This window comes from Pseudomonas granadensis (genome assembly GCF_900105485.1).
In the GTDB taxonomy this organism is placed as follows: Bacteria; Pseudomonadota; Gammaproteobacteria; order Pseudomonadales; family Pseudomonadaceae; genus Aquipseudomonas; species Aquipseudomonas granadensis.
In genome coordinates this window covers 3,662,501-3,674,338 of record NZ_LT629778.1, presented here as the reverse complement: position 1 = coordinate 3,674,338, position 11,838 = coordinate 3,662,501, and the positions used below count along the sequence as shown (strand labels likewise).

The 11,838-nt window shown below is 60.6% G+C and carries 13 protein-coding genes and 1 pseudogene (1 of these 14 running past the window's edge); 8 read left to right on the top strand and 6 right to left on the bottom strand.

What is annotated here, in order from left to right; all coding sequences use genetic code 11:
• Window positions 1–134: 134 nt before the first annotated feature.
• Together leuC and leuD are read left to right on the top strand one after the other, a co-directional pair.
• Complete coding sequence (gene leuC / locus BLU52_RS16195) at window positions 135–1,553, top strand: 3-isopropylmalate dehydratase large subunit (protein ID WP_090284812.1); 1,419 nt, start codon at window positions 135–137, stop codon at window positions 1,551–1,553.
• On the top strand, window positions 1,550–2,164 hold the full coding sequence (gene leuD / locus BLU52_RS16190) for a 3-isopropylmalate dehydratase small subunit (RefSeq protein WP_090284810.1): 615 nt from the start codon (window positions 1,550–1,552) through the stop codon (window positions 2,162–2,164). The genes leuC and leuD overlap by 4 nt, the downstream gene beginning before the upstream one ends.
• Window positions 2,165–2,290: 126 nt before the next feature.
• On the opposite strand, the gene BLU52_RS16185 is transcribed toward leuD, so the two are convergent.
• From BLU52_RS16185 to soxR, 4 genes and pseudogenes are all read right to left on the bottom strand, one after another.
• A complete protein-coding gene (locus BLU52_RS16185; RefSeq protein WP_090284808.1) occupies window positions 2,291–3,241 on the bottom strand; it encodes a LysR substrate-binding domain-containing protein in 951 nt (316 codons plus the stop codon).
• A gap of 24 nt (window positions 3,242–3,265) precedes the next feature.
• Complete coding sequence (locus tag BLU52_RS16180; RefSeq protein ID WP_090284806.1) at window positions 3,266–4,141, bottom strand: alpha/beta fold hydrolase; 876 nt, start codon at window positions 4,139–4,141, stop codon at window positions 3,266–3,268.
• A gap of 222 nt (window positions 4,142–4,363) precedes the next feature.
• A pseudogene (locus tag BLU52_RS16175) lies at window positions 4,364–4,821 on the bottom strand (VOC family protein).
• Window positions 4,822–4,923: 102 nt separating this feature from the next.
• Window positions 4,924–5,376 (bottom strand): redox-sensitive transcriptional activator SoxR, encoded by a 453-nt coding sequence (gene soxR / locus BLU52_RS16170; RefSeq protein ID WP_090284804.1) that lies wholly within the window; start codon window positions 5,374–5,376, stop codon window positions 4,924–4,926.
• A gap of 90 nt (window positions 5,377–5,466) precedes the next feature.
• Between soxR and BLU52_RS16165 the strand changes: the two genes are divergently transcribed.
• The 5 genes from BLU52_RS16165 to BLU52_RS16145 all read left to right on the top strand — a co-directional run bounded on the left by BLU52_RS16165 (window position 5,467) and on the right by BLU52_RS16145 (window position 10,185).
• A complete protein-coding gene (locus BLU52_RS16165) occupies window positions 5,467–5,832 on the top strand; it encodes an antibiotic biosynthesis monooxygenase (protein ID WP_090284802.1) in 366 nt (121 codons plus the stop codon).
• Between the two features lie 130 nt (window positions 5,833–5,962).
• Window positions 5,963–6,232 (top strand): hypothetical protein, encoded by a 270-nt coding sequence (locus BLU52_RS16160; RefSeq protein WP_090284800.1) that lies wholly within the window; start codon window positions 5,963–5,965, stop codon window positions 6,230–6,232.
• A 101-nt stretch (window positions 6,233–6,333) separates the two neighbouring features.
• Entirely contained in the window at window positions 6,334–6,948 is a 615-nt protein-coding gene (locus tag BLU52_RS16155; protein WP_090284798.1) for a LysE family translocator, read from the top strand.
• A 205-nt stretch (window positions 6,949–7,153) separates the two neighbouring features.
• The gene (locus BLU52_RS16150; protein WP_090284796.1) at window positions 7,154–8,320 is read left to right on the top strand and encodes an aminotransferase class V-fold PLP-dependent enzyme; all 1,167 of its coding nucleotides are present in this window, start codon (window positions 7,154–7,156) and stop codon (window positions 8,318–8,320) included.
• Between the two features lie 56 nt (window positions 8,321–8,376).
• Entirely contained in the window at window positions 8,377–10,185 is a 1,809-nt protein-coding gene (locus tag BLU52_RS16145) for an aminopeptidase P family protein (protein WP_090284793.1), read from the top strand.
• 49 nt (window positions 10,186–10,234) lie between these two features.
• Here the strand turns inward: BLU52_RS16145 and BLU52_RS16140 are convergent, their stop codons facing one another.
• The gene (locus tag BLU52_RS16140) at window positions 10,235–10,831 is read right to left on the bottom strand and encodes a 2-hydroxychromene-2-carboxylate isomerase (RefSeq protein WP_090284791.1); all 597 of its coding nucleotides are present in this window, start codon (window positions 10,829–10,831) and stop codon (window positions 10,235–10,237) included.
• A gap of 48 nt (window positions 10,832–10,879) precedes the next feature.
• Window positions 10,880–11,608 carry an SDR family oxidoreductase gene (locus BLU52_RS16135; RefSeq protein ID WP_090284789.1) on the bottom strand — a complete coding sequence of 243 codons (729 nt, stop codon included), beginning with the start codon at window positions 11,606–11,608 and terminating at the stop codon, window positions 10,880–10,882.
• Between the two features lie 91 nt (window positions 11,609–11,699).
• On the opposite strand from BLU52_RS16135, the gene BLU52_RS16130 reads away from it, so the two are divergent.
• A protein-coding gene (locus BLU52_RS16130) for a TetR/AcrR family transcriptional regulator (protein WP_090284787.1) crosses the window boundary here: on the top strand, window positions 11,700–11,838 show its 5' end (the start). 431 nt of this gene lie beyond the right edge of the window; 139 of the gene's 570 nt are visible here — the first part of the coding sequence; it begins with the start codon at window positions 11,700–11,702; its stop codon lies beyond the right edge, outside the window.

The window sequence follows — 11,838 nt, the reverse complement described above, 5'->3', positions numbered from 1 at the left end:
TCACTCCTACAGGGGATCTGTTTGTGTCGGGATCGAACACGTTTCATGAATGACGCCATCACCGTCTGCCAATTGATGGCCCGTGCGTGCTCCCTATGATGGGCATCACTGGATTCCCTGATGAGCGCCCCGTGATGACCGCCAGAACCCTCTACGCCAAACACATCGATTCGCACACGGTTTGTCGTCTCGACGATCAGGGCCATGTGCTGTTGTATATCGATCGCCAGGTGATCAACGAATACACCAGCCCGCAGGCCTTCAGCGGTTTGCGTGCGGCCGGGCGCAAGGTGTGGCGGTCGGGCACGGCGCTGGCGGTGGTCGATCACGTCAGCCCGACCGCGCCGCTGCGTATTGCCGCCATGCCCGACGCGGGCGGCGCCCGGCAAGTGTCGTATCTGGCGGAAAACTGCCGGGATTTCGGCATCGAATTACTCGACATCCTCGACAAGCGCCAGGGCATCGAACATGTGATCGCCCCGGAGCAGGGCTTCATTCTGCCGGGCATGGTGATTGCCGCTGGCGACAGCCACACCACGACCTACGGCGCCCTCGGTGCGTTCGGTTTTGGCATCGGCACCTCCGAAATCGAGCACTTGCTGGCGTCACAGACACTGATCTACAAACGCCTGAAAACCCTGCGCGTGACCATCGACGGCGCGCTGGCACCGGGCCTGACCTCCAAAGACGTGATCATGGCGCTCATCGGCCGGATCGGCGCTTCCGGAGCTAGCGGTTACGCGATCGAATTCTGCGGCTCGACCATCGCTGGCTTGAGCGTCGAAGCGCGCATGACCATTTGCAACATGGCGGTCGAGGCCGGCGCGCGCGGCGCGTTCATGGCGCCGGATGACAAGGTGTTCGCCTACCTCAAGGGCAAGCCGCGTGCACCCACGGGCGCGTTGTGGGAGCAGGGCGTGGAAAAGTGGCGCGAACTGCGCAGTGATCCGGGCGCGGTGTTTGACCGCGAGATCCACCTCGATGCCAGCGTCCTCGAGCCGATGGTCACCTGGGGCACCAGCCCGGATCAGGCGGCAGCCATTGGTGCGCATGTACCGGATCCGCAAGCGATCAGCGATCCGATCCTGCGTCGAGACATGCGCCGCGCCCTCGATTACATGGGCCTCGAAGCGGGCATGGCGCTCAGCGAGATCGCCATCAGCCACGCCTTTATCGGCTCGTGCACCAATGCACGCATCGAAGATTTGCGTGACGCCGCACGAATCGTCGATGGCCGACAAGTGGCCGGGCACGTGCGGGCGATGATCGTACCCGGTTCCAGCGAAGTCCGCGCCCAGGCTGAGGCGGAAGGGCTGGCGCGGATCTTTATCGACGCTGGCTTCGAATGGCGCCAGTCCGGTTGTTCGATGTGCCTGGCGATGAACGACGATGTGCTCGCGCCCGGCGACCGTTGCGCCTCCAGCACCAACCGCAATTTCGAAGGCCGTCAGGGCGCCGGCGCGCGCACCCACCTGATGAGCCCGGCGATGGTCGCCGCCGCGGCGATCAGCGGCCGACTCACCGATGTCCGCGATTTTGGAGAACGCCCATGAGCCTGCAACCCTTCACGCAAGTCAGCGGCCAGGCCGCGCCGTTGCTGGCGGCCAATATCGACACCGACGTGATCATGCCCAAACAATTCCTCAAGGGCATCGATCGCCAGGGCCTGGATCGCGGGGTGTTCTTCGATCTGCGCTTTCTGCGCGATGGCCGGCCCGACCCTGATTTCGTGCTGAATCAACCGGCGTGGCAGGAGGCGAAGTTTCTTGTGGTCGGGCCGAATTTCGGCTGCGGTTCCAGCCGCGAACATGCCGTGTGGGGGTTGCAGCAAATGGGCATCCGCGCACTGATCGGCAGCAGTTTTGCCGGGATCTTCTACGACAATTGTCAGCGTAACGGCGTGTTGTTGATCACCCTGGACGAGGCGCAGGTGCAGCGGATTGGTCGGCTGGCCAGACAGCCGGAAACGGCTCGGATCAGCATTGACCTTGAGGCGCAGCAGATCAGCCTGGCCGATGGCTCGGTTGTGGGTTTTGAGATCGACACCTTGCGCAAAAGCGCGTTGCTGCTGGGACTCGATGCGATCGGCAGCACCTTGCAGCGGCGCGAGCAGATCGAGGCCTTTGAGCGCGAGCATCTGGCCAGCAACCCGTGGCTCGCCTGACTCACCACTAATCCCCTTGTAGGAGTGAGCCTGCTCGCGATAGCGGTTGATCAGTCGGAGTTGCTTTGTCTGACACACCGCTATCGCGAGCAGGCTCACTCCTACAGGGGATGGTGGTGTTTGCAGTTACAGGGACAACTCTTTGAAATGCTCTTGCAGAAACTCCACACACGCGCGCAATTTCCCCGAATGCGCCAGGCGCGTCGGGTACACCGCCCAGACGTTGGCGCTCTGACTGTAAGCGTCCAGCACCTGCATCAGACGCCCTTGCTCCAGCAGCGGCTTCACGTCCCACAATGAACGCAGCAGAATCCCGCGGCCGTCCAGCGCCCATTGCAGGACGATCTCACCGTTGTTCGAGGACAACGGCCCGCTGACCCGCACGTCTTCAACGCCGTTTTCGCCCTCCAGATTCCAGATGCCGAAAGCGTTGTCGCGCTCCTTGATCACCAGGCAGTCATGCTGCTGCAAATCTTCCAGGGTCTGCGGTGTTCCGCGGCGTTGCAGGTAAGCGGGGGCGGCGCACAGCACGCGGCGATTACTGACCAGACTGCGGCCGATGTGCTGTCCGGGAAGGTCATCGCCCACGCGAATCTCCAGATCGAAACCTTCGTCGATGATATCGACCACCCGGTCAAACAGGTCGAGACGAATCTCCAGTTGCGGATAACGTTCTGCCAGTAGCGACACCGCCGGCGCCACGTGATTGCGGCCGAAGCCGAAGCTGCTGCAGATGTGCAAACGCCCACGCGGGCTGGCGTGGGCGTCGGACAATTCGTCGTGCAATTGCTGAAAGTCATCGAGAATGCGCAGCGCCCAACGTTGCACGCACTCGCCATCTTCGGTCAGCGAGACGCGCCGGCTGGTGCGGTGCAGCAGACGCGTGCCGAGGGTGCTTTCGAGAATCTGGATGCGTTTGCTGACATAGGCCGGTGACAGCCCCAACTCATCCGCCGCGGCAGCGAAACCGTTCTTGCGAATCACCGTGAGCAGTACACGCAGATCTTCAGGCAGGGGCAAGGCGTCTTTATTCCGGGACATGGCAAAACGGGCACTGGCGGGACGAGCCGCCAGCATAGCACCGCGCTGTGCAGACGCGGCTCAGCGCAGAAACGCCAGCGCTTCGGCCAGCAGTAATTCGGGGACTTCTTCGGCGATGTAATGGCCAGCGGGCAAGGCTTTGCCGCTGACATTGGCGGCTACCTCTTGCCATTCCTTGAGCGGATCGAAGCAATTCCCGACGGTGCCTTCGGCGCCCCACAGCACGCGCAACGGCAGATTCAGCCGATGCCCGGCGGTGATATCGGCGCGATCATGCTCCAGATCGATGCTGGCGCTGGCGCGGTAATCCTCGCAGAGGCCGCGCGCACTGCCCGGTTGTCGCAGGCAGCGCAGGTATTCGCCAAACGCCTCATCGGTGAACGGCTTGAACCCGGCACTGCGACTGCCCATGACACTGCGCAGATAACCTTCAGGATCGGCTTTGATCAGGGTTTCCGGCAGTGGCGCCGGGCGGATCAGGAAGAACCAGTGCCAATACGCGCGAGCGAAGGCTTCGTTGGTTTGCGCATACATTGACAGGGTCGGCGCGATGTCCAGCAGCATCATGCGTTGCACGGCTTCGGCGTGGTCGAGCGCCAGACGATGGGCGACCCGCGCGCCGCGGTCGTGAGCGAGGATCGAGAACTGCGCCAAACCCAGCGACTGCATCAACTCGACATTGTCGCGAGCCATTTGCCGTTTCGAATAATGGCTGTGCGCGTCATCCGCAGGCGGACGGCCGCTGTCGCCATAACCGCGCAAATCGGCGGCGACCACGGTGAAATGCTCGGCCAGGGATTCGGCGATCTTGTGCCAGATCACGTGGGTCTGCGGGTGGCCATGCAGCAGCAATAATCCTGGGCCGCTGCCACCGATGCGGTAAGCAATGTCGACGCCGTTGACGTGACGCTGGTTTTTGCGGAATCCGGCGAACATCGGGTTGGTCCTGTTTTGAGTACTGGAAGAATGGATGCTGAAAGGCCTGGCAGTTCGGGGCAAGGGGCAAAATGTGGTGGGTGGGTTCATGAACTGTGTTCAGGGAGTTTTGAGTTGCCTTTGCCGGCGCTATCGCGAGCAGGCTCACTCCTACAGTTGAAATGCATTCCTGGAGTAGGAGTGAGCCTGCTCGCGATAGCGCCAGTGCAGACACCGAAACGCTCAACTCTGCTGAAACATCTCCATCGCCCGCTGCTTGATTTGCTCTCAGTCAAATCCTCCTTGTGCGTAGCCAGGAACCACAGATGCCCATAGGGATCCTTCAACGTCCCGCTGCGATCGCCATAAAATTGATCCTGGACCTCGGACACCGACGTCGCCCCGGCATCCAGCGCCTGTTTAAACGATCGATCAACATCGGCTACATACAGATGCAAACCCACTGAAACCGCTTGCTCCGGATTGCTCAACGGCCCCTGATCGCAGGGCGAGCCGAGCATGATTGCGCTGTCGCCAATGCGCAGCTCGGCGTGACCGATGGAGCCGTCGGGCATGGCCAGGCGCATGACCTCGGTGGCGCCGAAGGCTTTTTTATAAAAGTCGATGGCCTCGGCCGCTTTGTGGATGCCGAGATAGGGGGTAATGCTGTGATACCCCTCGGGAATGGGTTTGACGCTCATGACGTTCTCCCTGATTTTGTTCTACGGAATGGGCTCCACCAGACGGGTGGAAAAACCACTATAGAACGCTCGGCGCAGTGCAGACGTTTGCCCGACGAGCCGTCAATCGTTGGGAAAATGCGGCCCCGGACCCTGTTCACCGAGCACATCGCCGTGATTGCGCAGCGGGCAGGCCTCCATCGATAAACACCCGCAACCGATGCAACCGTCGAGGCGGTCGCGCAGTAACAGCAATTGTTCTATGCGCTCATCCAGCTCCCGCCGCCAGCGCTCCGATAGGATTTTCCAGTCGGCGGCGGTCGGCGCGCGATCGTCCGGGAGCATTTGCAATGCGTCGCCGATCTGCGCCAGCGGGATGCCCAGGCGCTGCGCCACTTTGATCAGCGCCACCCGGCGCAGCACCTCACGCCCATAGCGGCGTTGATTGCCCGCGTTGCGCTGGCTCTTGATCAAACCTTTGGTTTCATAAAAATGCAGGGCCGTGACCGCGACGCCGCTGCGCGCCGCCACTTCACCGACGGTCAACGGTTTACGCACCTGTTCTTTACTGATCATTGGAAACAGCTCTTGACCTTGACTTAACTGGAGGTTTTACCCTGCTGGCCTTCGAGTCGCAAGATTCGCCTGACGATGAGTGGGGACACCATGCAAGCATCCGCGCAAAACCGCAGCTTCACGCAATTGATCGAATTTGAAATCGAACCGCTCCAGCAGCCAGCCCTGGTGGCAGAACTGGCGCTACAAACCGAGCGCCTGGCCCAGCGTTATGCAGGATTTGTCAGCGCGAGTGTGCAAGCCAGCGACGATGGACGGCGCGTGCTGGGGTTTCTGCAATGGCAGACCCGCGAGGCGGGGGAGGCGGCGTTCCGCAGTTTCGAGACCGGTGAGCAGGATTTCTGGCAACTGATCCGCCGTCATCGGGCGAAAACCATCACCTTCAATTCGTTCCAGGTGCTCAGCAGCATCGCGCGTAGCCACGATGACGCGCTGCATTGCCGGTTGCTCGGTTAGGCCGATTTGGCGATTCATCACTGGCCGTGGCGAATTACTGATAGCCACTATTGAGAGCGTTGATTTCTGCGCGAGCGTGCCGCGGCGTAGCCTTTCTACATCGACCAACACTGCTCGCCAGGACGCTCCCATGAATCGTTTACTGACTGTTTCGCTGCTGCTTGCTGTTTCCGTACTTGCCGGATGTGCCGGACACGTTGCGCCGGAATTGCGCCCTTATACTGCGGAAGAATCCCGTGAACTGGCGCTCGAAGCACTGAACCGCAGTGGTCTGTCCTTCGACGAATACCACGCGAAAAAAGCCGCACTGCTGGGTCAGCCACAGAAATCCTATGGTTTCGATCAGCAAGGCGAGATGAGCGCCGAGCGTGCCGTACAGCTGCACGGTCGCCCAAGCTGAAACGCAACTGTACTGCTACAAGTTTTGCGTAACTGTCCGTGGGCCGGGCGTACGCAGTGGGGTAGGGTCTACTTCTGAATGACCCTGACGGACTGCCCGCTATGACCCTCTCGCTTGACCTGCTGTTGGGCTTTGCCCTGTTTGCCCTTGTCACCTCGATAACGCCGGGGCCGAACAACACCATGTTGCTGGCATCGGGGGTGAATTTCGGCTTCAACCGCACCATTCCGCACATGCTCGGCATCACCTGCGGCTTCTTCGTATTGGTCGTGGCGGTGGGCTTTGGTCTGGGCGCGGTGTTTCAGAACTATCCGATTCTTTACACGATTCTTCGCTACGTCGGCGCGGCGTATCTGTTGTACCTGGCGTGGAAAATAGCCCATTCGGGGCCGGTCGGCGACAATGTCGAAGGCGAGGCCCGACCGATCAGCTATCTCGGTGCCGCGGCGTTTCAATGGGTCAACCCGAAAGCCTGGATCATGGCCATCGGCGCGATCAGCACCTACACGCCAATGCAGGGTTATTTCATTAACGTTGTGGTGATCGCTGCGGTGTTCGCCATCATCAACTTGCCCAGCGTCGGTCTCTGGGCCGCCTGCGGAACCCTGTTGCGCAACGTACTGAAGGAGCCGCGCTGGTTGCGCGTGTTCAACTGGGGCATGGCCGCGCTGCTGGTGATTTCCCTGTACCCGTTACTTCTCGAAAGCTTTCGCTGACGCATTGCTTCAACCGCGGGCCGGATGCCTGTTAAGCTCGGCTTCAGGAGCGTTCCTACGCACTTTTAAATGAAGTTGTCCTTCTTTAACGGCATCCGATCAGGTATTGATGACGCTCTCGAACCGACGCGCAGCTCACAAGGCTGCGCCGTGCCGTTTGCAGACACGAGCCTCCTGATCCCGGAACACGCTCTGCGAGTCTTTTATGAACACACGTCCGTTGTATTTCGATTACGCCGCCACCACCCCGGTGGACGAGCGGGTCATCCAGGTGATGATCGAGTGTCTGGGGTTTCACGGCAATTTCGGCAACCCGGCTTCCAGCTCCCATGCCTTCGGCCAGCAGGCCCGGCACACGGTCGAGCAGGCGCGCCAGCAAGTCGCCGGGCTGGTCTGCGCCAATGCCGAGCAGATCGTCTGGACCTCCGGCGCCACCGAATCCAACAACCTGGCCCTCAAGGGCGTGGCGCAGGCGCGCGGTGTGCCTGGCGGCCACATCATTACCAGCCAGATCGAACACAAAGCCATCCTCGATACCGCCCGCCAGCTGCAGGACAGCGGCGTCGCCGTGACGTATCTGGTGCCCGATGCCAATGGGCTGATCACCGAGCAGGCGGTCAGCGAAGCCCTGCGCGACGACACCTTTCTGGTGTCGCTGATGCTGGTCAACAACGAACTCGGTACCGTCAATGATGTGCAAGCGATTGGCGAAGTCGTCCGGGCTCGCGGGGCGTTGTTTCACGTTGATGCCGCGCAGGGTGCCGGCAAAGTCGCCATCGATCTGGAGCAATGGCCGGTGGATCTGATGTCGTTTTCCGCGCACAAACTCTATGGCCCCAAAGGCATCGGCGCGTTGTACGTCGGCCCGCGGGCGCAGCAACGTTTGCAGGCGCAGATTCACGGCGGCGGTCACGAAGGTGGCTTGCGCTCCGGAACACTGGCGACCCACCAGATTGCCGGCATGGGCGCCGCGTTTGCCTTGGCTGCCGAAGCCTTTGACGCAGAGAAAGCAACCATTGTCGCGCTGCGCCAACGCCTGCTCGAACAATTGCTGAGCCTGCCGGGCGTACGCCTGAACGGCTGTGCCACCCAGCGCATCCCCCACACCTTGAGCCTGACCTTCAGCGAAGGTGAATTCAACAGTGCTGCCTTGAGCCAGTCGATCGCTTTTTCCGCGACGTCGGCGTGTAATTCGGCAAGTAACGCGCCGTCTCACGTGCTGCTCGCGCTGGGGCATGACGCGCACATGGCCGGCCGCACCATCCGCTTGAGCCTTGGCCGTTTCACCACCACCGAGGATGTCGACAAGGCCGTTGAACTGATCAAGAGCGCCTGCGCCAGTGCCCCGGCCTTCTGGGCGACAGGGCTTTAAACGAGCCGGATAAACGGCTACGAACAATAACGATGAAGTGATTAGCAGGAGACATGATGAGTACCCAGACCTTGACCGAAGGATCGGTGCCCCAGCGCCTGGCGCACACCCGCGAACTGATGCGCCGCGAAGGCATCCATGCGTTGCTGGTGCCGTCCGCCGACCCGCATTTGTCGGAATATCTGCCGGGCTACTGGCAGGGCCGGCAGTGGCTGTCGGGTTTCCATGGTTCGGTCGGCACGCTGATCGTCACCGCCGATTTCGCCGGGGTCTGGGCCGACAGCCGCTACTGGGAACAGGCGACCAAGGAACTCAAGGGCAGCGGCATCGAACTGGTCAAGTTGCAACCGGGGCAGCCGAGCCCGCTGGACTGGTTGGCCGAGCAGACACCGGAGGGTGGCGTGGTCGCGGTTGACGGTGCGGTAATGGCCGTGGCATCGGCGCGTACCTTGAGCAGCAAGCTCGAAGCACGCGGTGCGCGTCTGCGCACCGACATCGACCTGCTGCAGCAAGTCTGGAGCGACCGCCCGAGCCTGCCGAATGCGCCGATCTATCCGCATCTGCCACCGCAGGCGACGATAAGCCGTGGCGAAAAACTCGCCAGACTGCGCGAAACCTTGCAGGCGCGTGGGGCAGACTGGCATTTCATCGCCACCCTCGACGACATCGCCTGGCTGTTCAACCTGCGCGGCGGCGACGTGTCATTCAACCCGGTGTTTGTCTCGTTTGCCTTGATCAGTCAACAGCAAGCGACGCTGTTCGTCGCACTGAGCAAAGTGGATGCGCAGTTGCGCGCAGTGCTGGAACAGGATGGCGTGACGCTGCGCGACTATAGCGACGTTGCGTATGCTTTGCGTGACGTACCGAAGGGCGCGAGCCTGCTGGTTGATCCGGCGCGAGTGACCACCGGCCTGCTGGACAACCTCGACAGCGAAGTGAAACTGGTCGAAGGCTTGAACCCGACCACGCTCGCCAAATCGCAAAAAAGCGAAGCGGATGCGCAACATATTCGCCGTGCAATGGAGCAGGACGGTGCGGCGCTGTGCGAGTTTTTCGCCTGGCTGGAATCGGCCTGGGGACGCGAACGCATTACCGAATTGACCATCGACGAGAAGCTCACCGCAGCTCGCGAGCGGCGTCCGGATTACGTCTCGCTGAGTTTCAACACCATTGCCGCGTTCAACGCCAACGGCGCCATGCCGCATTACCACGCCACCGACGAAGAGCATGCACTGATCGAAGGTGACGGCTTGCTCCTGATCGACTCCGGCGGGCAATACCTGGGTGGTACTACCGACATCACGCGGATGGTGCCCGTCGGTACGCCGACCGAAGAGCAGAAACGCGACTGTACGCGTGTGTTGAAAGGCGTGATTGCCCTGTCGCGGGCACGCTTCCCGAAAGGCATTCTCTCACCGCTGCTGGACGCCATCGCCCGTGCGCCGATCTGGGCGGACAACGTCGATTACGGTCACGGCACCGGCCATGGCGTTGGCTATTTCCTCAATGTCCACGAAGGTCCGCAAGTGATTGCCTACCAGGCCGCGCCTGCGCCACAAACGGCCATGCAGCCGGGGATGATTACGTCCATCGAGCCGGGCACTTATCGTCCGGGGCGTTGGGGTGTGCGCATCGAAAACCTGGCGATGAACCGCGAGGCGGGCAGCAGCGAATTCGGTGAGTTCCTCGAGTTCGAAACTCTGACGCTGTGCCCGATCGACACGCGTTGCCTCTTGCCGACACTGCTGACGGAAGAGGAGAAACAATGGTTCAACGCTTATCACGCCGAGGTGCGTGAACGTTTAAGCCCATTGCTGGAAGGCGCGGCATTGGAATGGCTGAACACGCGGACCGCAGCCATTTAAGCGATTGACACCCGGGCGCTGTAGCCAGCGCCCGGGTGTTTGCTTTGCTTTAGAGCTGGCGCAACGCCGCTTCGACAAAATCCAATCGATCCTGTCCGAAGAACAACTGGTTGCCGACAAACATGCTCGGTGCGCCGAAAACACCGCGTTTAACGGCGGTTTCGGTATTGTCCTTGAGGGCTGCTTTGACTGTTTCGTCATTGACCAACGCCATCACTGTCTGCGGGTCGAAACCGTGTTCGCTCAATACGGCCGCTACGGTTGCTGGCTCATTCAAGCTGCGTCCTTCAACCCAAAGCGCTTTGAACAGGCAGTCGATAAAAGCCTGAAAGCGTTCGGGATGATGAAGCTGAATGCCCGTCACTGCGCGCATCAGCATCAGCGTATTGATCGGAAAATGCGGATTGAATTTCAGCGGCACTGCGTAGCGTTTTGCATAGCGGTCCAGATCCTGAAACATGTAGCGACCCTTAGCCGGAATCATCGCCGGTGAGGCATTGCCGGTCGCCTTGAACACGCCACCGAGCAGCATCGGAATGTAGCGCAACTCACTGTCGGTTTCGGCGCAGATCTTCGGTAACTGGGTGTAGGCCAGATAGGTGGCCGGGCTGCCCAGGTCGAAATAGAACTCTACTGCTTTGCTCATTATCGCGTCTCTCTGCTTATTGTTATGGCGAGTGGTTATGGCGAAGGTTTACCAGCGTTCATTCCATGGGCGCAGATCCAGTTCGAAGGTCCATGCGTCCCTTGGCTGACTGTGCAGGTACCAGTAGTTCTCCGCTATGTGCTCGGGATCGAGAATGCCGTCCTGATCTTTCGTCGCGTATTTCTCGGGGAAACTGGTTCGTATGAAGTCGGTGTCGATAGCACCATCGACCACGATATGGGCGACATGGATGTTCATCGGTCCCAATTCCCGCGCCATGCTTTGCGCCAGCGCGCGAATACCGTGTTTGGCTCCGGCGAACGCCGCGAACCCCGCAGCGCCACGTAGCCCGGCGGTCGCACCGGTGAACAGAATCGTGCCGCGCTGACGGGCTACCATGCGTTTTGCCACTTCGCGGGCATTGAGGAAGCCCGAGAAGCAGGCCATTTCCCAGATCTTGAAATATTTGCGCGCGGTTTCTTCGAGAATGCTGCACGGCACGTTTGCGCCGATATTGAAGACGAAGGCTTCGATCGGACCGAGGCGGGTTTCGATATCTTCAATCAGTGCGATGACATCCTCTTCCTTGCGCGCATCGCAGGCGAAACCGTGGGCTTCACCGCCTTCAGCGTTGATCGCGTCAACCAGCGGTTGCAATTTGTCGGCGCTACGTCGGGTAACGCAAGCGACGAATCCCTCCCGGGCAAAACGCTTGGCAATCGCTCCGCCCGTTGAGTCTCCAGCGCCAACCACCAATACGACCTTCTTGTTATTCATGGGTGAATCCCTTTATTAAACGATCGTTAAGTGAACGAACGTTATGCTAGGATCCGGGCAACGTCAAGGTCATCGAATCGAGGGCAAATCCATGCGCTATTCCGCCAGTCACAAGCTGGAAACCCGAGAGAAGTTATTGCAGAGCAGCGCGCTGTCGGCAAAACGCTCGGGGTTTTCCACGGTCGGCGTCGATGCGCTGATGAAGGCGATCGGCTTGAGCGGCGCGGCGT